This is a genomic window from Megasphaera coli, assembly GCF_900095855.1.
GTDB lineage: Bacteria > Bacillota > Negativicutes > Veillonellales > Megasphaeraceae > Megasphaera > Megasphaera massiliensis_A.
This window is the reverse complement of sequence record NZ_FMIY01000002.1, coordinates 601,121-625,848: the sequence shown is the minus strand read 5'-3', so window position 1 is coordinate 625,848 and position 24,728 is coordinate 601,121. Positions and strand designations below refer to the sequence as shown.

General features: G+C 51.4%; 20 protein-coding genes. 18 read left to right on the top strand and 2 right to left on the bottom strand.

Going from position 1 to position 24,728, the window contains the following annotated elements; all coding sequences use genetic code 11:
* The first annotated feature begins 12 nt into the window (after positions 1-12).
* The 7 genes from BQ2674_RS03355 (at position 13) to BQ2674_RS03325 (ending at position 8,344) form a co-directional block, all read left to right on the top strand.
* Positions 13-1,023, top strand: coding sequence for an electron transfer flavoprotein subunit alpha/FixB family protein (locus BQ2674_RS03355; RefSeq protein ID WP_075572444.1), 1,011 nt, complete (start codon positions 13-15; stop codon positions 1,021-1,023).
* A gap of 293 nt (positions 1,024-1,316) precedes the next feature.
* Positions 1,317-2,537, top strand: a complete 1,221-nt coding sequence (gene ilvA, locus BQ2674_RS03350) for a threonine ammonia-lyase (protein ID WP_075572443.1) — start codon at positions 1,317-1,319, stop codon at positions 2,535-2,537.
* A 41-nt stretch (positions 2,538-2,578) separates the two neighbouring features.
* Positions 2,579-3,973 carry an amino acid permease gene (locus BQ2674_RS03345; protein ID WP_075573339.1) on the top strand — a complete coding sequence of 465 codons (1,395 nt, stop codon included), beginning with the start codon at positions 2,579-2,581 and terminating at the stop codon, positions 3,971-3,973.
* A gap of 62 nt (positions 3,974-4,035) precedes the next feature.
* Positions 4,036-4,419 (top strand): RidA family protein, encoded by a 384-nt coding sequence (locus BQ2674_RS03340; RefSeq protein ID WP_075572442.1) that lies wholly within the window; start codon positions 4,036-4,038, stop codon positions 4,417-4,419.
* A gap of 342 nt (positions 4,420-4,761) precedes the next feature.
* Positions 4,762-6,669: a threonine--tRNA ligase gene (gene thrS, locus BQ2674_RS03335; protein WP_075572441.1), complete on the top strand. Its 1,908-nt coding sequence runs from the start codon at positions 4,762-4,764 to the stop codon at positions 6,667-6,669.
* Positions 6,670-6,672: 3 nt separating this feature from the next.
* Positions 6,673-7,560: a ribosome biogenesis GTPase YlqF gene (ylqF, locus tag BQ2674_RS03330; RefSeq protein ID WP_075572440.1), complete on the top strand. Its 888-nt coding sequence runs from the start codon at positions 6,673-6,675 to the stop codon at positions 7,558-7,560.
* The gene (locus BQ2674_RS03325; RefSeq protein WP_075572439.1) at positions 7,553-8,344 is read left to right on the top strand and encodes a ribonuclease HII; all 792 of its coding nucleotides are present in this window, start codon (positions 7,553-7,555) and stop codon (positions 8,342-8,344) included. Before ylqF ends, BQ2674_RS03325 begins: the two co-directional genes overlap by 8 nt.
* Positions 8,345-8,386: 42 nt before the next feature.
* On the opposite strand, the gene BQ2674_RS03320 is transcribed toward BQ2674_RS03325, so the two are convergent.
* A complete protein-coding gene (locus BQ2674_RS03320; protein WP_075572438.1) occupies positions 8,387-9,340 on the bottom strand; it encodes a magnesium transporter CorA family protein in 954 nt (317 codons plus the stop codon).
* A 230-nt stretch (positions 9,341-9,570) separates the two neighbouring features.
* Here BQ2674_RS03320 and smc point away from each other — a divergent pair, with 230 nt between their 5' ends.
* The 8 genes from smc to BQ2674_RS03280 all read left to right on the top strand — a co-directional run bounded on the left by smc (position 9,571) and on the right by BQ2674_RS03280 (position 20,910).
* Positions 9,571-13,110, top strand: a complete 3,540-nt coding sequence (gene smc, locus BQ2674_RS03315) for a chromosome segregation protein SMC (RefSeq protein ID WP_235828800.1) — start codon at positions 9,571-9,573, stop codon at positions 13,108-13,110.
* A gap of 2 nt (positions 13,111-13,112) precedes the next feature.
* The gene (gene ftsY / locus BQ2674_RS03310; protein ID WP_075572436.1) at positions 13,113-14,078 is read left to right on the top strand and encodes a signal recognition particle-docking protein FtsY; all 966 of its coding nucleotides are present in this window, start codon (positions 13,113-13,115) and stop codon (positions 14,076-14,078) included.
* Positions 14,079-14,088: 10 nt separating this feature from the next.
* A complete protein-coding gene (locus BQ2674_RS03305; protein ID WP_075572435.1) occupies positions 14,089-14,565 on the top strand; it encodes a YhcH/YjgK/YiaL family protein in 477 nt (158 codons plus the stop codon).
* 1 nt (position 14,566) lies between these two features.
* A complete protein-coding gene (gene thiM / locus BQ2674_RS03300) occupies positions 14,567-15,391 on the top strand; it encodes a hydroxyethylthiazole kinase (protein WP_075572434.1) in 825 nt (274 codons plus the stop codon).
* On the top strand, positions 15,384-15,887 hold the full coding sequence (thiW, locus tag BQ2674_RS03295; protein ID WP_075572433.1) for an energy coupling factor transporter S component ThiW: 504 nt from the start codon (positions 15,384-15,386) through the stop codon (positions 15,885-15,887). Before thiM ends, thiW begins: the two co-directional genes overlap by 8 nt.
* Before the next feature lie 110 nt (positions 15,888-15,997).
* The gene (locus tag BQ2674_RS03290) at positions 15,998-16,570 is read left to right on the top strand and encodes a TetR/AcrR family transcriptional regulator (protein ID WP_075572432.1); all 573 of its coding nucleotides are present in this window, start codon (positions 15,998-16,000) and stop codon (positions 16,568-16,570) included.
* Between the two features lie 18 nt (positions 16,571-16,588).
* The gene (locus BQ2674_RS03285; RefSeq protein WP_075572431.1) at positions 16,589-17,746 is read left to right on the top strand and encodes an efflux RND transporter periplasmic adaptor subunit; all 1,158 of its coding nucleotides are present in this window, start codon (positions 16,589-16,591) and stop codon (positions 17,744-17,746) included.
* 11 nt (positions 17,747-17,757) lie between these two features.
* Positions 17,758-20,910, top strand: coding sequence for an efflux RND transporter permease subunit (locus BQ2674_RS03280; RefSeq protein WP_075572430.1), 3,153 nt, complete (start codon positions 17,758-17,760; stop codon positions 20,908-20,910).
* A gap of 41 nt (positions 20,911-20,951) precedes the next feature.
* On the opposite strand, the gene BQ2674_RS03275 is transcribed toward BQ2674_RS03280, so the two are convergent.
* Positions 20,952-22,673: an Rqc2 family fibronectin-binding protein gene (locus tag BQ2674_RS03275; protein ID WP_075572429.1), complete on the bottom strand. Its 1,722-nt coding sequence runs from the start codon at positions 22,671-22,673 to the stop codon at positions 20,952-20,954.
* Between the two features lie 254 nt (positions 22,674-22,927).
* Here BQ2674_RS03275 and BQ2674_RS03270 point away from each other — a divergent pair, with 254 nt between their 5' ends.
* Genes BQ2674_RS03270 through gmk form a run of 3 tightly spaced genes read left to right on the top strand, consistent with a single transcriptional unit; the run spans position 22,928 to position 24,714 of the window.
* The gene (locus BQ2674_RS03270) at positions 22,928-23,803 is read left to right on the top strand and encodes a YicC/YloC family endoribonuclease (protein ID WP_187364827.1); all 876 of its coding nucleotides are present in this window, start codon (positions 22,928-22,930) and stop codon (positions 23,801-23,803) included.
* A gap of 10 nt (positions 23,804-23,813) precedes the next feature.
* On the top strand, positions 23,814-24,104 hold the full coding sequence (gene remA, locus BQ2674_RS03265; RefSeq protein ID WP_075573338.1) for an extracellular matrix/biofilm regulator RemA: 291 nt from the start codon (positions 23,814-23,816) through the stop codon (positions 24,102-24,104).
* Entirely contained in the window at positions 24,094-24,714 is a 621-nt protein-coding gene (gmk, locus tag BQ2674_RS03260; RefSeq protein WP_075572427.1) for a guanylate kinase, read from the top strand. Before remA ends, gmk begins: the two co-directional genes overlap by 11 nt.
* The last annotated feature ends 14 nt before the right edge of the window (positions 24,715-24,728 follow it).

Sequence of the window (24,728 nt, the reverse complement as noted above, 5' to 3'; positions counted from 1 at the left end):
AGGAACGTGAAAATGGATTTAGCAGAATACAAAGGCGTATATGTAATCGCTGAAGAATTTGAAGGCAAATTACGTAACGTAACTTTAGAACTGTTGGGTCAGGGCAAACAACTGGCTGACGGGATCGGTGATGAAATCGGTGCCGTACTTATCGGTCACAATGTTAAACCTTTGGCGCAAGAACTCATCGCTCACGGTGCGCACAAAGTTTATGTTTATGACGATCCGAAGTTCGAGCATTACAATACAACGGCGTTTACGCATGCGTTGGTTCACTTCTTCAATGAAGTAAAACCGAATGTATATCTCGTAGGCGCAACCAATATCGGCCGTGACCTCGGCCCGCGCGTTGCCAACGCATTGCAGACCGGCCTTACGGCTGACTGCACGAACCTCTTTGTCGATGATGACGGCAAGACTATCGTGTGGACCCGTCCCGCTTTGGGCGGCAACATTATGGCTGAAATCGTATGCCGCAACAACCGTCCGCAAATGGGCACGGTTCGCCCGAACGTATTCAAGAAACCCGAAGCGGATCCGAATGCCAAGGGTGAAGTCGTCGATATGCATGTCGAATTGACGGAAAAAGATTTCTTAACACGTTTCGTTGAAATGATCAAGCTCGGCGGCGGCGGTGTTAAGATTGAAGAAGCCGACGTTATCGTTGCCGGCGGTCGCGGTATGAACGACGGCGGCCCCTTTGCAGGCATGCTGAAAGAATTGGCGGATCTCCTGGGCGGTGCCGTCGGCGCGTCCCGTGCTGCCGTTGACGCAGGCTGGATCGACGCTCTCCACCAGGTCGGTCAGACAGGTAAAACTGTAGGGCCGAAGCTTTATATTGCCGTCGGTATTTCCGGTGCCATTCAGCACTTGGCCGGTATGACCGGTTCCGATTGCATTATTGCTATCAATAAAGACGAAGACGCACCTATCTTCCAAGTATGCGACTACGGTATTGTAGGCGATGCGTTTGAGGTCGTGCCCAAGTTGATTGAAGCTGTTAAGAAGGCAAAAGGTCTCTAAGAGATTACACGCCTTATCCCGCAACAGTGTGGAAACATACTGTTGCGGGATTTTTTGTTTTCGTTGAAGTATCTTTTGAAGAGAATAAAAGTACTATTAGAGAAGACAGATAAAAATAAAGACAACTGCAGATAAATGACACAATTACTGAATCGGCATGGCATAAGCCCATTCTTAAAAAGAGGTTGCTATATTGGCAATATAAGAAAAATCCATTGACAATGGACAAGCCAATCTCGTATAGTAAAGGTATAAGTAAAATCTTTGTTTGTAAATTTAGAAGAGGTGACAAAATGAAAGAAGATCATGTAAATTTACAAATGATTAAAACCGCACGGGAACGCTTGCAAGGGGTAGCGCAACAAACGGGGCTGTCTTACTCCAATTCGGTGAGCAAGGTGGCCGGGTGTTCCGTCTACTTGAAGCTGGAAAATCTGCAGCGTACGGGGTCTTTCAAGCTGCGCGGTGCCTACAATAAGGTAGCCGCCCTGACGGAAGACGAGCGGGAAAAGGGCGTCATTGCCGCTTCGGCCGGTAACCATGCGCAGGGTGTTGCCTTGGCTGCAGGCAGTTACGGCTGCAAGGCGACGATTTGCATGCCCAGGCACGCACCGCTCATGAAGATTGCGGCGACGCGAGGCTACGGTGCGGATGTCGTCCTGCACGGAGAATTCTTTGACGAAGCCGCGGCGAAGGCGAAGGAATTGGCCGACGAGCACGGTTATACGTTCGTCCATCCGTTTGACGATCCTTATGTCATTGCCGGTCAGGGAACGATTGCCTTGGAAGTGTTGGAACAGCTCCCCGAAACGGAGGCCGTTGTCGTTCCCGTCGGCGGCGGCGGTCTCATTTCGGGTATTGCCGTAGCGGCTAAAAGTATTAATCCGAAAATCAAGATTATCGGTGTCCAAACGGCCAACATGCCGTCTATGAAGGAATCCGTCGCAGGCGGTGCCATTCAGACGTATAACGGCAAGGCGACTCTTGCCGACGGTATTGCCGTGAAGACGCCCGGCAAACTGACCTTTGATATTTGCAGCCGTTATGTAGACGATATCGTCACTGTAGATGAAGGCGAAATAGCGGAGGCCATTTTATGGCTCATTGAACGGGTCAAGACCGTTGCCGAAGGGGCGGGCGCCGTTTCCGTAGCCGCCTTGATGAGCGAAAAAGTATCGGGCGTACACAACAAGAAGGTAGTCTCCCTTGTCAGCGGCGGCAACATTGACGTCAACAATATGACGCGTATTATTAACCGCGGTCTGACCAAATCATGGCGGAAAGTTTATTTGAGTACCGTCCTGCCGGATCAGCCGGGCGAGCTCGTCAAATTCCTGTCCATTATTGCCGACTCGGGTGCCAACGTCTTGTCGGTTACGCACGAACGAAGTCAACACAGTGTGGGTATCGGTCATACGGCAGTTTCGCTGGAATTGGAAACGGCCAACGAAAAACATGTGGAACAGTTGACGGAAACGTTGAAAGAACGGCAGTATCATGTACTCGTTAAATAAACACCCATAAAGGAGAAGAAACAAACGTGAATTCTGAAGAGATGAAACGCGGCTTACGGCCGCGACATGTAGAAATGATTGCCCTCGGCGGTACTATCGGCGTCGGTCTGTTCATGGGTTCTGCAGACACGATTATGATGGCCGGTCCGTCGGTCCTGCTTTGCTACGCATTAACGGGCGTCGTCATGTTTTTTATTATGCGTATTATGGGGGAAATGCTTTACCAGGAGCCGATTACGGGATCTTTTGCTACATATGGGCATAAGTATATCAGCCCGTATGTAGGGTACTTAACAGCGTGGAGTTATTGGTTTATGTGGGTCGTCATCGGCCTTTCCGAAATTACGGCCGTCGGTATTTATGTAAAATATTGGTTTCCCCTCTTGCCGCAGTGGGTCGCCGCTTTCGGCGGTATGGTCATCGTGGCGGCGGCCAACCTGACGGCCGTTAAATACTACGGTGAGTTTGAATTCTGGTTCGCCCTGATCAAAGTCATGACTATCGTTGCCATGCTTCTCGTCGGAGCCGGCGTTATCATCTTCGGCTTCGGCAACGGCGGAATTCCCGTAGGCATTGAGAATCTTTGGGTACACGGCGGTTTCATGCCCAACGGCTTCGGCGGTATGCTCGCCGCCATGTGTGTCGTCGCGGCAGCTTTTCAGGGTGTGGAGCTCGTCGGAATTACGGCAGGTGAGGCGCAGGAACCGAAGGAAACGCTCCGCAAGGCAACGAAAAATATTGTTTGGCGCATTCTCATCTTTTATATCGGCTCTATCTTTATTATCCTCTGTATTTACCCGTGGAATCAGGTCAGCTTCGTAGCGAGCCCTTTTGTGGCAACCTTTACGAAAGTCGGCATTACGACGGCGGCGGGTATTATAAACTTTGTCGTTCTCACGGCGGCCCTGTCGGGCTGCAACAGCGGTTTGTACAGCTCGGGCCGCATGCTCTATACGCTCGCTCAAAGAGGTCAGGCGCCGGCAATCTTCAAACGCCTTTCCAGGTCGGGCGTGCCGCGTATCGGTATCGGCGTTACAATCAGCTTTCTTATTATCGGCGTCATTTTAAACTACATGATTCCTCATTCAAAGCTCTTCCTCTACCTTTACAGCGCGTCCGTCTTCCCGGGCATGATTGCCTGGTTCGTTCTGGCGTACTCGCAGAAGAATTTCCGCAAGCGCTGGGGAGAAGAGGTCATGGCGAAGCATACCTTCAAGTCGCCCCTTTTTCCCTATGCCAACTGGTTTTGTATCGTCTTCCTCGGCCTGGTGACCATAGGCATGTGGTTCAATCCGGATACGCGCATGTCCCTCATCTCGTCGTGGGTGTACATGGCTTTCATTACGGTCGTTTATTTTATTTGCGGTTTACATCGCCAAAAGTATGACCGTGAAGGAAATCCCATTGCAGGAAAAGAAGGGGAAAGCGCCGAATAATATAAAGACGTTTATTTCTCTCACTCAGAGAATACGGTATTTTTAAAAGGAGAGTGGTTTACATGGCAGTACAGGTAATCAAAACGGATAAGGCACCGGGTGCGGTAGGCCCGTATTCGCAGGCAATTAAAGCGGGAAACGTTCTTTTTGCTTCCGGACAGATTGCGCTTGACCCGGAAAGCGGCAGGCTCGCAGGCGGCGGTGTAACGGCACAGGCTGAACAGTGCATGAAGAATGTCGGCGCCTTGCTCGAAGCTGCCGGCATGTCGTACGATAATGTCGTTAAGACAACCGTATACATTACGAATATGAACTTCTTCGGCGCCGTAAATGCCGTATACGGAAAATACTTCACCAATACGCTGCCTGCACGGTCCTGTGTAGCCGTCGCGGAATTGCCGAAGGGCGCTCTCGTTGAAGTGGAAGTGACGGCATACGCTGAATAACGGCTCTTTTAAGGGGCGGCTCGAACTTGCCCGCTTTTTATGCTTGACAGGTATAAGCGACGGTCGTATAATGACAACATACATCAAGTATATAACCGCTTTGATGAGAACATGATGAATTTGATTACATTTATTCAGAGAAGAGCACATTTGCTGCGAGTGCTTCATAAATGCCGTTTTCATTACCGTCTCGGAGCTTACTGTTGAAACAGATACGGTCGCGCCGTTATAGCGTCAGAGATGCCGAAATAATCTCGGCAATTAGGGTGGAACCGCGTGAATAATGACCTCTCGTCCCTTGTGGATGAAAGGTCATTTTTTATTTTAAAGGAGATGTTCAGTATGGTAGAAATAGTATTGAAAGACGGCAGTAAAAAACAATTTGCCGACAACTGCACTTTAGGAGAAGCAGTTGCACAAATCAGCAACAGCCTGGCCAGGAAAGTTCTCGTCGCTAAAGTAAACAATGAAGTGACGGATCTGCGCATGCCTCTCATCGACGGATCGCACGTGGAATTTTTGACCTTTGATTCGCAGGAAGGGAAGGATACGCTGCGCCATACGGCTTCTCACATTATGGCACAGGCCGTACGACGCCTCTTTAAGAATGTCAAGGTCGCCATCGGTCCGGCCATTGAGACCGGTTTTTACTACGACTTTGATACGGAATATCGTTTTACGAAAGATGATTTTGCGGCTATAGAAAAGGAAATGCACAAGATCGTCAAAGAAAACCTGCCCGTAACGTATGAAGAAATTACGCGCGAAGATGCGTTGGAGCTCTTCGGCAAGGATGATGAAATTTATAAAGTCGAATTAATCAACGAGCTTCCGGCACATACAAAAATCTCCCTCTACAGACAGGGCGAGTTTTATGACCTCTGCGCCGGCCCGCACGTCATGTCGACAGGTCAGGTGAAGGCCTTTAAACTTCTCTCCGTTGCCGGCGCATATTGGCGCGGTAACGAAAAGAACAAAATGCTGCAGCGCATTTACGGGACGGCTTTTGAAAAGCAGTCCCAGCTGGACGAATACATCCGCATGCGGGAAGAAGCGGAAAAACGTGATCACCGCAAGCTGGGAAAAGAAATGGATTTGTTCAGTTTTCACGAAGAAGGTCCGGGGTTTCCTTTCTTCCATGCGAAGGGCATGGTCTTGCGCCAGACGCTGCTCAAATTCTGGAACGGGCTGCATGACGAAGCCGACTACGATCAGATCAGCACGCCTATCATCCTGAACCGCAGGTTGTGGGAACAGTCCGGTCATTGGGAGCACTACCGCGACAACATGTACTTTACGACTATCGACGATGAACCGTATGCCGTTAAGCCCATGAACTGCCCGGGCGGCATTCTCGTCTACAAGAGCAATGTTCACAGCTATCGTGATTTCCCCATGCGCGTGGCGGAACTCGGCCTCGTACACCGTCATGAATTGCACGGCGCCCTGCACGGCCTCTTCCGAGTCCGCAGCTTCACACAGGACGATGCGCATATCTTCATGCTGCCCGAACAGATGAAGGAAGAAATTACGGGCGTTCTTGATTTATTTCACAAGGCGTACAGTGCTTTCGGGCTGGAATATCACGTCGAACTTTCTACACGGCCCGAAAATTCCATGGGCAGCGACGAAATTTGGGAGCTGGCGACGAAGACCTTGCAGGAAGCTATTGAAGAAAAGGGCGTGCCCTATCAGATCAATGAAGGAGACGGCGCTTTTTACGGTCCGAAACTCGATTTCCATGTAAAAGATTCCATCGGCCGTACCTGGCAGTGCGGCACCATTCAGCTCGATATGCTCATGCCCGAACGCTTCGATATGACCTACATCGGCGAAGACGGCCAGAAGCATCGCCCCGTTATGGTTCACCGCGCCTGCTTCGGCAGTATCGAACGGTTCATCGGTATTTTGATCGAAAACTATGCCGGCGCTTTCCCCGTATGGCTTGCTCCGGTTCAGGTCAAGCTCCTGCCTATTTCGGAAAAGCGCATGGACTATGCCGTTGCCCTGCGCAAGAAATTCAAAGCTGCCGGCGTGCGCGTCGAGCTGGATGAGAGCAACGAAAAAATCGGTTATAAAATTCGCAAGGCCCAAATGGAAAAGGTTCCCTACATGGCCGTTATCGGCGATAAAGAGGCACAGAGCGGCACCGTCTCCGTACGGCATCGCACACAAGGCGATATGGGAGCCAGGAACGTGGATGAATTTATTGCGGAAATTCTCGAATTAACGGCAGAACGCAAAGGATAAACAATGCTCATCAACTGGTTTCCCGGCCATATGGCAAAAGCCGGACGCCTCATTGAAGAAAATTTAAAAGTCATCGACGTGGCCATTGAACTCGTAGATGCACGCATTCCCGTGAGCAGCGCCAATCCTATGATTGCCGCGCTCTTAGGTGATAAGCCGTCCGTCGTCGTCCTCAACAAGGCGGATCTGGCGGATCCGAAGCTTCTTGACATATGGAAGTCTTATTACAGGGAGTGCGGCAGGGCGGTCATCGCTATCAGCAGCAAGGACGGCAGGGGCGTAAAGAACCTTGTCGCCCTCGTACGCGGGATGGCGGCGCCCAAGCTGGAGCGGTGGCGTGCGAGGGGGCTCGGGAACCGTTCCGTGCGCACGATTATCCTCGGCATTCCCAATGTGGGCAAGTCAACGCTCATCAACCGCCTGGCCGGCCGCAATGCGGCAAAGACTGCGGACAAGCCCGGCGAGACCAAGGGAAAGCAGTGGGTTCACTTGGCGGATAATCTCGATTTACTCGATACGCCGGGTGTCCTCTGGCCTAAGCTGGAAAACCAGCTCAGCGCTTCGCGTTTAGCCGCAACGGGCGCCATTTCCGACACGGTGTTCGATATGGAAGAAATTGTGACCGCCCTGGTAGACGAATTGTCGCGGCGTTACGGTGAAGCCCTGAAAAAGAGATTCAATCTGACAAACCTGGGGGATACGCCGCAGGATACGATTCGTGCTATCGGTCAAAAGCGGGGGGCTGTCGTGGCGGGCGGTAAGCTTGATTTCGAGAAGACGTACAAACTTATTTTAAAGGATTACCGCGAAGGCCGTATCGGTGCCGTTACTTTGGATTGGCCCGAAGATTTCATGACCGACGAAGAGAATACAGGAGCTGATGATGACTGATATTGCGCAGCTTACGTTGGCGGAGATAAAGATACTTCTTACACAAGAAGGGGCGCATATGATGCCCCTTCTTGCAGCTATGGCGGCGGACAGCCGTAAATCCGTGCGCAGTCTTGCCGCGGCGGAAGCGAAAAAGGAAGCTCGCCGCCGCGCCGAAGAAGAACGCCTGCGTGTCATGCTGCAGTACGAAGAGGCACTTTATAAAGAAGGAGCCCGTTATATTGCGGGTATCGACGAAGCGGGACGGGGCCCGGCGGCGGGACCCGTCACGGTGGCGGCCGTCATTTTGCCTGCAGGCTGGATGTATGCCGGTATTAACGACAGCAAGAAGGTGCCGCCTCATAAGCGTGAAGTGCTCTACAATATTATTGCAGAGCAGGCCGTCGCGCTTGCGTGCGTATCCAAGTCGGAACGGGAGATTGATAATCTTGATATTTATCATGCCACCATGGCGGCTATGTATGAGGCTGTCGAAGCTCTTTCCGTTCGTCCCGATGCGGTTATTGTCGACGCCATGCCTCTCCGTGATTTACCCATGCGGCACCTTTCTCTCGTAGGCGGTGACGGGAAGAGCCTTTCCGTTGCGGCGGCATCGATTATTGCCAAGGTCACGCGCGACAGAATTATGGAAGAATACGACGGACAATACCCGCAATACGGTTTTGGCGAACATAAAGGCTATTTGACGCAGGCCCATCGCGATGCCATTGTGGCTTATGGTCCCTGTCCCATTCACCGAAAGAGCTTTGAACCGATCAAGTCAATGGTACACTTTGAAAGATAAAAAAAGCCGCTCCTGCGGGAGCGGTTTTTGCTGTACAAGGGATCAGAATAATTTCTTCAGCCACAAGAGGGCGACCGTAATGCCTGAACCGATCATTGCAATCGTGATGACGAGGAAGAATCCCCACTCGCTTTCCGCAAAGGGAAGAGGCACGTTTACGCCCCAAAGACTGAAGATGGTCGTCGGCACGGAAAGGATGATCGTAATGGAGGCGAGGAACTTCATGACAATATTCAGGTTGTTGGAAATGATGGAGGCGAACGTATCGGACATATTCATGAGAATGTTCGAGTACATTTCCACCATTTCGATAGCCTGCTTGTTTTCGATGATAACGTCTTCCAAGAGATCTTCGTCTTCTTCATAGAGCTTGAGCAGGTGATGAAGTGACTGATTGCGCCGCAGGCGAAGCAGCTTTTCCATGACTGCGCCGTTGCCCTTGAGAGCGGAAGCGAAAAAGGTTAAGGATTTCTGTAATTCGAGGAGCATGAAAAATTCCCTGTTTCGCATGGAATGGCGCAGAATATTTTCAATGTCGTCGCTGCGATGGTTGATTTGCTGTAAGTACCGCAGAAAGAGGGTTGCCGTGCGATAGAGAATCTGAAAGAGGAAGCGCGTTTTTTTGAAAGTATAAAAGAGCGGATACTTGTTTTGTGTAAACGCCTTCATGACATCGGATTCCTGAATGCAGACGGTGACAATGAAGTCGGGCGTAATGAAGATACCGAGAGGCAAGGTGTCGTAGCTGTCCGTTTCCAGAATGATCGGGATGTTGATAACTACGAAAATATAATCATCTTCCAGCTCGACGTGAGAACGTTCTTCCGTGTCCAGGGCGGTCTTAAGGACGTCCGTCGGGATTTCCGTCACCATGGAAACGATTTGCAGATCGTCAAAGTCGGGGTTCACGATGTTGATCCACGAGCCTTTCTCGGCAGTGGCCAAGGACAGGTCGTCTTCCAGGTGCCCGTTAATGTGTTTGTAGACCTGCAGCATATGATACCCCCTCCTTTCGCACAATCCTGTTATATACCAAACTAAATATAATCATACAAGACGGGACAAGTCAAGACTTGCGGAGGAATTTTTCTCACACAAAGGCAGAGCGTATGGAAGCGCCGTCACTGCAGGCGTTTTTTCGGCGGGCATAACGTGATATAATAAAGCAATATTATGAGTTTATTTCCGTATAGTAATATGAGGTCAGTGCAGTGCAGCTTCTAAAAATGGAATTGAGAGGCTTCAAGTCTTTCGCCGATAAAACGATTCTTCTCTTTGACAAGGGCATTACGGCAATTGTCGGTCCCAACGGCAGCGGCAAGAGCAACATATCCGATGCCGTCCGCTGGGTTCTGGGCGAGCAGAATGTGCGCCATCTGCGCGGGCAGCGAGCGGAAGACATCATTTTTTCCGGTACGGATACGCGCCGGCCGCAGGGTGCGGCGGAGGTGTCACTTTATTTTGATAACAGTGACAGGACGCTGGATACGGACTATACGGAAGTCGTCGTGACGCGCCGCTATTTTCGTTCCGGCGACAGTGAGTTTTACATTAACAAGCGGCCGTGCCGCTTAAAGGATATTCACACGCTCTTTGCCGATACGGGCATCGGCCGCGACTCCATGGCTCTTATCGGGCAAAACAGGGTGGACCGTATTTTAAACAGTAAACCCGAAGAACGCCGTATTATTTTTGAAGAAGTGGCCGGTATCAGCCGTTTCAAGAGCCGCAAGGAAGAGGGCTTGAAGAAACTGAAGGAAACGGAAAATAATCTGGCCCGCATCCGCGATTTGACGAACCTCTTGGAAGAACGGCTGCAGCCGGCGGCAGAACAGGCCGAAAAGCTGCGCACCTTTCGCGGCCTCGACAGGGAGCGTCAATCATATGAAGGAACGCTGGCCCTGCAGGAGCTGCGCAACTTTGAACGGCTCCTCGTCAAGGCGGAAAATACGGCACAGCAGGCAAGACGGGAACTGGCGGAAATCAATGAAGCCATAGGAAAAATTGATAAGAAACGGCTGGAAATCCTATCTTTTATGGAAAAGGAGGGGGCGGCCGGAAGACTCCTCAACGAAACGGCCGGTGCGATCCGGTCCGAAGCGGAAAGCATGAAAACGCGCCTTGAAGCCATTGAGCTGCGTCGTGAAGAATTAAAGCAAACTTTGAACGTCTTGGCGGCAGAGGAGCCGAAGGCGGTACAAAAACGGGAAGCCGTAACCGCCAAAACAGCTGACCTGGAGCGACGCCTTGCCGCATGCCGCAAAGAAAAAGAGACGGTTCACGACAGCCTGGCTCTTGCAGAGCGCGTACGCCGTGAAGTTCGGGAAAAAACTGCAGCCCTGAAGACAAGGCTGTACGAGCGAACGCAGGCGGCAGATCTGCGCAAGGAGCGTGTCTATGTTTTGACACGGGATATTGAGGTCCTGAAGCAGCGCCTTGAAGAAAATGACAAACGTCGTAACTCAAGTATCGCAGCTATAGAAGCCGCGACCGAAAAAGTGCGCGCTCTGCGACAAAGTCTTACGGCGGAGACGATGTCCCTGTCGGTGCTGCGCGGTGAAAAGGCGGCTCATATAAAGACCTGCGAAGAGGAGCAATACCGACTGAAAACGGCACGGGCCGCCTTGGCCGAGTATGAAGAACAGCGCCGCAAGACGGACGCGTATTTGGCAGGCTTACAGCAGCGTCTGCGCGTTCTTGAAGGCCTGATCGGTGAATACGAAGGTCTCGGCAAAGCCGTAAAGACCGTCTTAAAAGCTGAAGAAAGTTGGCATAATGATATTTGCGGACTCGTCGGTGATATTTGCGGCGTGCCGGCTGAATATGCGACGGCTGTTGACGTCGCCTTAGGTGCGGCATCGCGGTATATCGTCTTGCGCACGGAAGGTGCCGCTAAAGAGGCCATCGCCTATTTAAGACGAAAGAATGCCGGGAGAGTGACTTTTTTGCCCCTCGACACAGTGAGGTCTCGCCGCCGCGGCAAGGACGAAGAAGAAGCGCTTCGCGAAGACGGAATTATAGGTACGGCGAAGGACCTCATTACTTATGACGAGACGTATGAAGTTATTTTTTCGTCGCTTCTCGAAAAGACACTGGTCGCTTCTACTGCAGGGGCGGCTTCCGCTGCAGCTCGTAAATTCGGCAATCGCCTGCGTATCGTCTGCCTTGACGGGACCGTTTTTAACGCCGGCGGCTCTCTTACGGGCGGCAGCGTGCAGCAAAAGGAATCATCTCTCATCGGCAGAAGGACGCTTTCGGCAGCGTTGCGGAGTGAAGCGGCGGCTGCAGAAAAGAAACGGGAAAATCTCGGCGCCGCGCTGAATCGCCTGCAGCAGGATGAGGTGGCTGCCGCCGCTTCTTTAAAGAAGCGGCAGCATGCGGCGGCGGAGTGCGCCGAAAAGCTGCACCGCTGCGAATGGAAATGTGCAAGAGACGAAGAGGACCTGAAAGAGGCGGAAAATTCCTTGGCGGCACTGAAGCGGGAATCGGACGAATTACACAAGCTGCAGGAAGAGATGACCTGCGTCCTTGCGGAAAAGAGGAATGTTCTGGCAGGCTTGCAGAAGGGCGAAGACGACAGCGGGCTTACAGAGCTTGAGGCAGAGCTCGCCCGCAGCCGAGCCGAAGCGGAGCAATACGACACGGCCCTTACGGAACGCAAAATCGCTCTGACGAAGATTGAAGAAGAAGAACGCCATTTTACGGCGCAATTGGAGCAGCAAATTGAATGGCTGAATGAACAAAAACGTGAAGGGGAAAACTTGAAAGGCCGTCTGACGGAAGCACGGCATAAGCTTGCCGAAACGGAAGCACTCATCGTAACGACAGGTGAGACCCTGAGCCGCAAAGAAGCGGAAGCACGTCATAAAGAAGAGAAAAAAGAAGCGTTCTACCGCTCGCGTGAGAAAAATTTTAAAGCCCACCGGGAACTGGAGGACGAACTGCGTCGCCGGCGCGAAGATGCGGAAGGCCGACAGAAGCGCATGACCGCGGCGGATGTTCAAATCGAAAAATATCGCGGTGAAATCGCACGAAGCGAAGAAAAGCTGGCGGCCCAAGGCTTGACGCGAAAAGAAGCCATGGAGCGGCGCCGCGGCGGTTCTCTCAAGGAGCTGCAGGAAAAGGTTGCTTCTCTGAGAGTGGAAATTGCCGGGCTGGGCACGGTAAATCCCAACGCTGAAGCGGAATACGCGGAAATAGAAGAAAAGACGGCCCTTTACAGAAAACAAAGCGACGACCTCTTGGCATCGCGCAGCAAGTTGGAAGGCGTCATTAAAGAAATAGACAGGGCTATGGAAAGGCAGTTCAACAGTGCTTTTCGGGATATAGGCGTTCATTTTCAGCAAGTCTTCGGCCGCCTCTTCGGCGGCGGCACGGCCAAGCTTCTGCTTACCGATACGGAGCGCGTTCTCGACAGCGGCGTGGATTTTCTCATCCGCCCGCCCGGGAAAAAGCAGCAGCCACTGACGCTTTTTTCCGGTGGCGAACGGGCTCTTACCGTTATAGCCCTGCTTCTGGCTTTTCTCGCCTATCACCCGGCCCCGTTCTGTCTCGTCGACGAAGTGGATGCGGCCCTTGACGAGGCAAACGTGGACCGGATGGCAAAGTATCTGAAGAACTACAGCGGCGACACGCAGTTCATCGTCATTACGCACCGCCGCAAGTCCATGGAAGCGGCCAACACACTGCAAGGAGTGACGATGGAAGAAAAAGGTGTATCCCGCCTGCTGACGGTGCAGGTCGATTCACTCATTGAGGAGGCGTAAGGATGGGATTTTTTTCTAAATTAAAAAAGAGTCTTGAAAAAACGAAGGGCTCTTTGTTTAAGAATATCGAAGACGTCGTCCGCAGTTATGCCCGCATTGACGAAGAAATGTACGAAGATCTGGAAGCGGTTATGTTGACCGGCGACATGGGCATGGAAATGACGGAATATTTGCTTTCACAAATCAGGACGGGCGTAAAATCGCGAGAAATCAAGGACGGCAGAGATGTCATTCCTTATTTGGAAAAAGTTATCATTCAAATATTGAAAGAAAACGATGTAGAAGCGCCCGAACGGGAAGGTACGGAAGTTATCTTCATTGTCGGTGTAAACGGTGTCGGCAAGACGACGACCATCGGTAAACTGGCCAAGTATTATACGGATCACGGTAAATCCGTTATGATTGCGGCCGGCGATACGTTCCGCGCGGCAGCATCGGACCAGCTGACTGTTTGGGCCGAACGCGCAGGCGTGCCCATCGTCAAGCACAGAGAAGGGGCGGACGCGGCGGCGGTCGTCTTTGACGCGACTACTTCGGCCAAGGCCCGGCATATGGACGTCCTCCTCGTCGATACGGCAGGGAGGCTGCACACGAAGAGCAATCTCATGGAAGAACTGCGTAAAATGGCGCGTATTGCCGGAAAAAATATTGAAGGGGCGCCGCATGAAACTCTCCTCGTTCTCGATGCGACGACCGGCCAGAATGCCGTCAATCAAGCTAAACTGTTCGGTGAAGTCGTACCTCTTACGGGCGTTGTTTTGACCAAACTCGACGGCACGGCCAAAGGAGGCATTGTCCTTTCCGTCAAGCGCGTTCTCGGCGTGCCTGTCCGTTGGGTCGGCGTCGGTGAAGGTGCAGATGATTTGCGTCCCTTTGACGCGGCTCAGTTTGCGGATGCCCTTTTCGACAAAGCCGGTACGGCGGCGAACGGAGAGGACGGCAGCGGAGAAAGGAAAGAAGATACGTAAGGAGGCCAATATGTACATCGGTGATTTAAAGCAGTGGGAACGGGAAAAACATAATTTACCCGATTATATTAAGCCGTGGCTGCAAAAACTGGCTTCGGCCCGGCTGGATGCGCTGCCGCCGGACCGGTACGACCTAGGCAACGGCAATTACCTGAATATTGATGAAGCCGTAACGCTGCCGGCAATGCGGCGGCAAACAGAATGCCACCGCTTATATGCGGACGTGCAGATTCTTCTGGAAGGAGAAGAAATCATCGGCTGGCAGCCATTGTGCGACTTGGGTGAGATGACGGAAGATAACGGCGCGAAGGATGCTTACTTCTATAATCCGCCTGTTGAAAAAGATCGGAAAATCGTCATGCGCCGAAAGCGTACTTTCGTCGTTTTTTTCCCTTCCGACGGACACCGCTGTCTTTGTGCGCCTACAGGCGGAAGCGGAGCGGTGCGCAAGGCTGTTTTAAAAGTAAAACTGCCTGCAGGTGAGTAGGATGGCAGGTTTCATCTTAGAGGCTGCAGGTACGGCCCTGGAAGAAGTACGGAGCCGCAGACCGCTTATTCATGAATTGACTAATGTGGTAACCGTCAATGATTGTGCCAATATTACTCTGGCCGTCGGCGGCAGGCCGACAATGACCAGCAGCATCCGGGAAGTGGCCGAAATGGCGGCGGCTGCAGATGCTCTCGTCCTTAACTTGGGCACTTTGCAGGAACACGCCCTTGAAGCCATGCATGTTGCCGCCGCTGCGGCCGCACGATACGGCACTCCTATCGTCCTCGACCCGGTCGGCGCGGGCGGTACGGCTTGGCGGACGGGGGCGGCAGACGGCATCATAAAGAACTATCCCGTTGCGGTCATTCGCGGTAACGCGAGCGAAATACAAGCTCTTGCCGCAGGCGGTAAGAGCGGCGTAAATCCGGGCGTCGACAGTGATGATAAAGAAGCGGCCGACAGTGCGGACATACGGAAACTCGGCACAACCTCGGGAGCGGTCATTGCCGTAACGGGTGCCGTCGATATCGTCTCCGACGGCAAGCGAACACTTTACTGCAAAAACGGTAATCCTCTTTTACCCCATGTAACGGGAACAGGGTGCATGACGACAGCCCTGATCGGCACGTACGCTGCAGTAACCGATCCCTTTACGGCAGCGCTGGCAGGCGTCCTTTCCATGGGAATTGCCGGTGAGAGGGCCGTGGCCGGACGGCCCGGCGCGGGGCCGGGAACACTGCACGCTCTCTTGATGGACGAAATATATACATTAAACAGGGAAACCTTGGTTTCAAGCGGAAAGGTCGTGGCAGAAGATGAATGATTCCAAAGCACTGAAAAAACTTGCTTTAACGGCTTTATTTATTGCCGTCGGTATTTTATTGGCTCCCTTTTCCATTCCTTTGGGAGCGGCGAAGACCTTTCCGTTCCAGCATGCCCTTAATGTTCTCGCAGCTCTGTTCTTAGGCTGGCGTTACGGGACTGCCGGCGCTTTTTGTATTTCCTCTTTGCGCATTGCCATGGGCATGGGCACCATACTGGCCTATCCGGGCAGTATGTTCGGTGCCGTCCTGTCAGGCCTTCTTTATGAGCGGAGCGGCAAGGTATGGGCTGCCGTCGCCGGGGAAATCGTCGGTACGGGATTTATAGGCGGTGTTGTTTCCTATCCTCTTGCGGCATTCATACTCGGCTCAAAAACGGCGACGCTCTTTTTCTTCGTCTTTGCCTTCTTGCCGAACACCATTGTCGGCGCAGTCTTGGGTGCATTTATTTACAAGGTCCTGCCGGCGGAAAAATTAAAAAAAACACTCGAATTGTAGAGAAAACTCAAGGTTCGTGCTTGACTTATAACAGTCCTATATATTAAACTGTTACGTGGTACTGAGTTTTCAAAACAAGTTTTATATATACCCCGACAACTGAGGAGAGTATGGAAAAAAACATTCGCGCCGACGTGCTGCACGTTGCCCTGAAAGAATTGAAATCGCGAGGTCCCGATTTTCATATGGATGATCTGGCCCGAACTTTGCATATCAGCAAGCGGACTTTATATGAGCATTTCTCATCGAAGCAGGAAATCGTAAAGGCTGCTATTTTTTCCGTTATGGACGACCTGTACGAGCAGCATGAGGCGCTTATTGCCGATAAAAATCTGTCGGTTGAAGAAAAATTGCTTGCCTATTTCAAGGTTCGTTCCGAGGCGCTGGCCATTCTGACCTTGCGCCGTTATGAATCCATCCTGCACAAAATGCCCGAAATAGGAGCGGAGCTGGAAGCGCGCAGCAAACGGGATTGGGATCTGCTGCTGCGATTTTTGCAGGATGTGAAAAAATCACAGGGGTATAAGGACTTTTTCGACCGCGCCCTGCTGCACATGCTCATGGGTGCCGGTGAAAGCCTGCTCAAGCACTTGAATGAGATAGGTGAAGAATATGATGTTGCCTATCCGGAATATATGGAAGAATGTATGCGTATTATCTTATACGGTATTAAGAAGACCTAAGAGGAGGATTTGAAGATTATGTGGGGTAAACATAAATTTTTGACAGTCGGCGCGGCTATCGTGGCCGCGGCAGTGTTCATCACCGGCTGCGGCGGACAGCAGGGCGGTGAAAAGCAACCCGTATCAGTTAATACGTATCGCGTTACGGCGGAAGATACAATAGTTCCCGCGGAATACAGCGGCGTCGTTTCGGCTACCGACAAGGTGCCGGTCATGCCGAAAATTTCGGGACGCGTACTTGAAAAATATGTGCAAGGCGGTCAACCCGTTGCAGCCGGGCAGGCCCTGTTCCGGTTGGACAGCCGTTCCTATCAGGCGGCTTTGAATGCCGCCAAAGCCAATGAAGCGCAGGCGGCGGCTAATCTTGCCAATCAGGAACTCAATTTGCGCCGTTATCGTACCTTGGCCGATCAGGACGCTATTTCCATGCAGACCGTAACCGATCAGGAGGCGGCAACGGCACAGCAAAGTGCCGCTCTGGAAGCCAATTCGGCGCAGGTTGCGGCGGCACAGGATAATATGGACGATACGATTGTTTACGCCCCTTTCAGCGGAACCTTAAATGTGGATGACGTGCCTGTCGGCACTTTTGCGACGGCCGGCAGTACGGCGCTGGTTACGATTTCTTCGACGAATCCCGTATTCGTCGAATTCTCCATCAGCGAAGCGGAATACTTGGAAATGGTCAAGGCAGGAAACGGCAGCCCTACGGCTTGGGGGGATCATTTGAAGCTGCGCCTCAGCGACGGTACGGAATACGCGTATGAAGGCCATGTGGCTCAAGTAAATCACGGCATGGACGGCAGCTCCGGTTCCATTATCGTTAAAGCCGTATTCGATAATCCTGAGAATCTGCTTCTGCCGGGAATGTATGCAACGGTCTTATCGGACGCACAGGTTAAGCGGAAAGCCGTTACCGTACCGCAGCGGGCCGTACAGCAGACGCTCGGTAAATACTTCGTCTCCGTTATTGATGAAGACGGAAATGCAAAACAGAAAGAAGTAAAAGTAGGTCAACAAATCGGTAAATTCTGGTTAATTACAGATGGCCTGCAAGATGGTGATATTATTATTGTCGACGGTTATCAGAAGGCGAACGGTGCAAAGCTTACGCAGCACCTGCTTACGAAAAACGACATTTTAAATCCTTCTGACGCCGACGGTCAGGCAAAATAGGGGGACAAAAAGTGATATCCAAGTTTTTTATTAACAGGCCTATCTTTGCCATCGTCATATCACTGGTTATTTCCATTGCCGGCATTTTGTCGATCGTGACCTTGCCTGTTGCCAAGTATCCGAAGGTCACGCCGCCGCAGGTCCGCGTTTCCGCCAATTATACGGGCGCCAATGCGGAAGTTGTCGGCACAACCGTTGCCAGTGTTATCGAACGGCAGATGATGGGTGTCGATAATTTCGACTATATGGAAAGTACGAGCAGTGACAGCGGCATGTACTCCCTGACCGTTCAATATAAGAGCGGCAGTGATGAAGACATGGATACGGTAAATACGCAAAACCGCGTCAGTCAGGTTTCGGCCACCTTGCCGACGGAAGTTACCAGTACGGGTGTAACCGTGCAGAAATCGTCCAGCTCCATGGCCATGGTATTTTCGCTTGTTTCTCCGAACGGAACGTATGACGGTACGTTCATGAAAAATTATGCGACCCAATATTTTATGGATTCCTTAAAGTCCGTCAGCGGTGTCGGTGCAGTACAGGAATTCGGTGCCGATTATGCTATGCGTATTTGGCTCGATCCGCTTAAAATGAGCGTTCTTCAAGTTGCTCCGACCGATGTGATCAAAGCCATTCAGACGCAGAACTCGCAGGCCGCCGTCGGTACTATCGGTGCACAACCGGCCCTTACGGATCAGGCGTATCAGTATACACTGCGTGCGGACGGCCGTTTAAAAACTGCCGATGAGTTCGGCAATATCATTGTCCGTACCAATACGGACGGCAGTATGGTCCGTATTAAGGATATTTCCAAAATTGAACTGGGGTCGAAGAGTTACGATGTCTTCGGTCTCTATAAAGGGCAGCAGAGCGCGTCTTTCATGGTCAGCCTTTCTGCCGGCGCCAATGCGATGCAAACCGTCAGCGGCGTAAGAACCGCGTTGAAAAATGCAAAACAGAGTTTCCCGAGCGACATGGACTATAAGGTTATTTACGACAGTACCCAGTTTGTGCGCGAATCTATTAAGGAAGTTATACAAACCTTTATTGAAGCACTCCTTTTGGTAGCGCTCATAGTCTATCTCTTCCTTCAGAGCGGCAGATCCACTTTGATTCCGCTTATTGCTGTGCCCGTCTCTCTCTTGGGGACTTTTGCGTGCTTCCAGCTTATGGACTTTTCCATCAATACGCTGACCCTTTTTGCCATGGTATTGGCTATCGGCCTTCTTGTCGACGATGCTATCGTCGTTATCGAAGCGGTCGAGTACGAAATTAAATATAATAACAAAAAGCCCAAAGAGGCGACGATCATCGCCATGGAGAACGTACAGAACCCGGTTATCGGCGTTGCCTGCGTTTTGGCATCCGTTTTCGTACCCGTCTCCTTTTTGAGCGGCATGAGCGGTATTCTCTACAGGCAGTTTGCCCTGACCGTCGCTATTTCCGTCGCTATTTCGGCCTTTGTCGCCCTGACGCTGACGCCGGCTTTGTGCGCGTCTATGCTTAAGGTTCACAAGCCGACGGATCATGCAAAAGGTATATATGCATTTTTCGAAAAGTTTAACACGGCCTTTGATAAATTCATCAACTGGTACGGCAAGCGTTTGGCCCATTTGCAGCTCCATCTCAAGGCGTGTGTCGTCTTCCTGGTCGTTATCAGTGCCTTGACGGGACTTATCTTTTCGAGGATTCCTACGGGCTTCGTTCCGTCCGAGGATAACGGCTTTGCCATGGTTGACGTAACCCTGCCGGAAGGGACGTCGCAAAACGAAACGGAAAAGACGGTTCGTAAAATAGGCGACTGGCTGCAGCAACAGCCGGGTGTAAAGGACGCTATGGAAATTATCGGTTTCGGTATTTTGGCGAACGGACAAAAATCCAATACCGGCGTCATCTTCGTCACTATGGATGACTGGTCGGAACGGAAGACGAAAGACCTGTCCGTCGATATGCTTATCGGCAAGACCATGGGCTTCGGCAACGCTATTCCGCAGGCGACGGCTGTCGCTATTAATCCGCCCCCTATTGACGGTATGGGAACGAGTTCCGGTTTCACCATTGAAATCGAAAACCGCGGCAGCCATACGACGGCTGAACTGGCGGAAATTACACAGAAATTTATCGGCGAAGCGCGGAAACGGCCGGAAATCGGCTCGATTTATACTTCCTTCTCCAACGATACCCCCAGTTATCAATTGGAAATCGACAGAGACAAGGTGGCGCGCGAACATGTGGCAATGACGGACCTGTATTCCGTCTTGCAGACCTATTACGGGTCTTATCAGGTCAATGACTTTACGACCTTCGGCAGAAACTTTAAGGTCGTCATCCAGGCGGCACCCGAATTCAGAACAAAGATTCAGGACAATCGTCACATTTATGTGCGCAACAGCAATAATGAGCTCATTTCGGTGGACAACTTCGTGCATCCCGTCATGACCGGCACGGCACCGATGGTTACGCGTTTCAACGACTATCCGGCCATCAAGGTTATGGGCAGCCCGGCAACGGGATCAAGCTCCGGTGCCGCCTTGACGGCGCTGCAGGAAACGGCGGATTCCGTCCTGACGGAAGGGTATACGTATGAATGGTCCGGCATGAGCCGTGAAGAAGTGGAAGCGGGCAGTAAGACCATGTATGTATTCGGCCTGGCTCTGCTCTTCGTATTCCTCGTACTGGCGGCTCTTTACGAAAGCTGGAAGGTGCCTTTTGCAGTGCTCTTCAGCGTGCCTACCGGGCTTTTCGGAGCGTCTCTCTTCATATATCTGCTGAATCAGACCAATAATATTTATTTCCAAATCGGTATCCTTGCCGTAATCGGCCTGGCCGCAAAGAACGCCATTCTGATTATTGAATACGCCAAAGTGCGTGTCGATGAGCGCGGCATGGATGTCGTCTCGGCGGCGATTGAAGCGGCCAAGATCAGACTTCGCCCGATTGTCATGACATCCCTCGCCTTTGTTATGGGGTGTATCCCCTTGGCGATTGCAAGCGGTGCCGGTGCGGCTTCTCGCGTTACCATGGGCATAACCGCTGTTTTCGGCACGTCCGTTGCGACGATATTCGGAGTTTTCATCATCCCCATGCTTTTCATTATTATCGAAAGCATTGGCGGTCATAAGAAGATTCGCAATGAAGGAAAAATTACACGCCTTCAAAGCTAAAACACATAAAAAATCTCGCTCTCTGCAGAGGGCGAGATTTTTTATGTGTCCTGTCGACGGTCTTTCGGTTCTACTATATAGGTTGTCTGATTATCAAAGATGACATACCCCGGTACGGCGCGGGCCGGTTTTTTTACATTTCGTACGAGCGTACAGTCAACTTCCACCTTGGAACTGTGGCGGCTCCTGCTGAAGTAGGCCGCCGATTCGGCCGCCGCCGCGATTTGCTCGTCCGTCGGCGTGCCGTTATGGCAGACCAGGATGACATGGGAGCCGGGCTGATTTTTTGCATGAAACCACAGATCGTAAGGATGGGCCTTTTTTAAGGTAAGAAAGTCGTTTTGCCTGTTATTGCGGCCGATCCATATATCCATGCCGTCTGCGTGAAGGGTCAGAATCTGTTGGGCAGATTCTTTTTTCAACTTTTCTTTGCCGCTTAGCTGCAAAAGGCCCATCGCGTGCATTTCCGCCTTAATATCGGCGAGCTCGTCCTTGGTGACCGATGTTTGCAGGGCATATTCGAGTGATTCGAGATAGTCCAGCTCTTTTTGATTTTCTTCCTGCAGTTCGGCGGACTTTTGCTTTCTGTTGCGCAGTTTTGTGTATTTTTTGTAGTACTTGTTGGCGTTATCCGTAATGGACAAAGCCGGATCCAAGGTGATTTTTATATCTTCCTGTGCTTCCGAGAGGAGGTTGGTCACCGTAACGGATTTTTGGTGATTCGCCTGTTTATAGGCGTGAATCATGAGCAAATCGCCGTATAGCTTATACGTGTCCATCTTGTCCGTTTCTTTAAGCTCGCCGTTTATGCGTTTCATTTTACGGACTTGCCGTTCCGTCAGCTTCGAGATCTTGCGTCTCAGGGCTTCCTGCTCACCGTTCAAGCTGCCCTGATTATCCTGAAATTCTTTCAAATAGTCCCGGATGCGGCTGTAATACCGGACGGTGTGGCCGGCGGCGAGGCTTGTAAGCTTGAGAGGAAAAATGCTTTCTTTATTGTCTTTTCTATAGACGTAAGCCCCGCGAACATGCTGCAGCTTCTTGCCCAAGGTGACGACGGCATGAAACCAGTTTTCCTTTTCTTTCGCCGTGAGCGCATCAAGGCGCGCGTGCAGATCGGTTCCCGTCCGCAGGGCAAGCTCATTTAATACGAGCGTACTCATACCGTTGAAGTACTGCAGCATCCACTTGCCCAATTCTTCATCCGTGTCGTTCGCCGTCATGGCGAGAAGCTCTCGGACGGAGAAGTCGAAGGGATCCATGCGCATGAAGTTCGGCGGAAATTCATAAGGTTCCTTCGGCGCAATTGTACGCAGCGCGGTCTTTCCCTTGCCCGTTTTGATAAGGGCCTCCAAAATGACGTTATGCTCCGTAAAGATGACATTGCTGTATTTGCCCATGAGTTCGACGTGTATCTTACGGGTTGCCAATTTTCCCGATATATCGAGGATGTCTACGCCGATTTCGACGATACGATCCAAATGGAGTTGTGAAACGGAGGCAATGCGTCCGTTTTCATAATATTTGCGCAGGAACATAGCCAAAGCTGTCGGCACGTTCGGTGTGGCAGGCTGATTGTCCGCCAAATAGAGGCGCGGCGAGCCGTCCAAGGTGATGATAAGGTGGCACGGCCCCTCTTCGTTGAAGATCCGGAAATACAGGCCTCTGTCGTGAAGCTGATAAATTTTGGATATTTGGCCGCCCCGTAAAGAATCGGCCAGTTCCGCCGTCAGGACGTGTAGTGTAATGCCGTCAAGATTCATAGAAAATACTCCTTTATATTACATCTGTTATTATAGGCGATTTACGAGTAATAGTCATCCTGTCGGTGTACAATATTCATATTTCGGCGGATTGTCCGATTCATTTTCGGAAAAAGCCGTTCAATACGCATACACCGGCGGGAACGGAGCCGGATGCATCCGGGTGCAATCCTTTTGTTGACAGGGCAGGCCGTACGTATTAGGATTAAACAATAACAGTCAAGCAGGTTAAAGGAGGTTTTTATGTGCGCAGTATGACCGGATTCGGCAGCGGTACTTACAGTGACGGTAAACTGTCCGTTTGTGTGGAAATAAAGTCCGTAAATCAGCGTTTTCTTGAATTGAACGTCCGTATGCCTCACGCCTACATGGTGCTGGAAGATAAGCTGCGGCAGGCCGTAAAAAAAGTGATTCATCGCGGCAAAGTCGATATATACGTGACCGCGGCGGAACAAGGCTTGCAGCCTCAATCGTTTTGCATCGATTACGAAGCCCTCGAAGCGTGTAAAACTGCACTGGATACGGCAAAGGCCCGTTTTTTCGGCGAAAAGGAGGCGACGCTGAGTGAAATCATGACCTTGACGACCGACTGGTTTACGCAGGAACCGCCCCTTATTGACGAAGAAGAATGTTGGCCCGTCTTTGAAAAGAGCGTGACCATGGCTCTCGATGCCGTTACGATTATGCGCGACCGCGAAGGCGAGACAATTCACACGGATCTTTTTAAGCGGGCCGATACGATGGAAGAGCATATCGAATGTATTGCGTCCCGCAGGGAGCGTATCTTGACAGCTTATGAAGAACGGCTGAGACGGCGCGTAATCAAGCTTCTTGAGCCGATGAAGCTGCAAATCGACGAAGCCCGCATTCTTCAGGAAGTTGCCGTCTTTGCGGACAAGTCCGATTTTACGGAAGAAGTTGTCCGCTTTCGCAGCCATGTGCTACAATTAAAAAAGCTGCTGAACGGCAACGGCGATATAGGACGCTCACTGGATTTTCTGGTTCAGGAAATGAACAGGGAGACGAATACAATCGGCTCGAAAACGCAGGATTTGGAAGTTACGGAAACGGTTCTGCTCATCAAAAACGAGCTTGAAAAGATACGTGAGCAAATCCAAAATATTGAATAACGGTGATACGATGAATGCTAATCTTTTAAATATCGGCTTCGGTAATATAGTAATGGCCCACAAGGTGGTCGCCCTCATCAGTCCCGAATCGGCGCCGGTAAAGCGTATGATTCAGGACGCGCGGGAACGCAACGTCCTCGTCGATGCAACCTTCGGGCGCAAGACGCGCTCCGTCCTCGTCATGGATCACGGGCAAATCGTCTTATCCGCCCTGCACCCGGAAACGGTGTCGCACCGCATGTCGGGAACAGGCGGAGAGGTTGCCGACGCGGCGGAAGGGGAAGACCATGATGAAGGATAAAGGTCTCCTGCTTGTCGTGTCCGGCCCGTCAGGTGCCGGCAAGGGCACCATTTGCGGCGCCCTGCGGCACAAGTTTCCTCAAATCCGTTATTCCGTCTCCATGACGACGCGACCGCCTCGGGAAGGAGAGCGGGACGGCATCAACTATTTTTTTGCCGACAATGCACAGTTTAAAGAACTCATCAGAGAAGACGCTTTTTTGGAATATGCCGACGTATACGGCCACTACTACGGTACACCGAAAAAATACGTTTTCGACCGCCTGGAAGCGGGCAATCACGTCATGTTGGAAATTGATATTCAAGGGGCCATGCAGGTTAGGGAAAAATATGCCGAAGGCGTGTTTATCTTCATTGTGCCTCCCAGCTTGGACGTCCTGTCCAAGCGCCTCCATAAGCGGCACACCGATACGGAAGAGGTTATTGCCGGGCGCCTTGCCAAGGCGAGTGCCGAGCTCGAATGGATTTCCAGGTATGATTATGTCATTGTCAATGATGATTTGGACGCGGCTATAAATAAAGCCGTTGCCGTCATTTCTGCGGAAGAATGCAAGTCCTGGCGTAATGAAAACCTGATTGCGTCTATTAAGAAGATGTACGAAATCAAATAAACGGGAGAGATGAA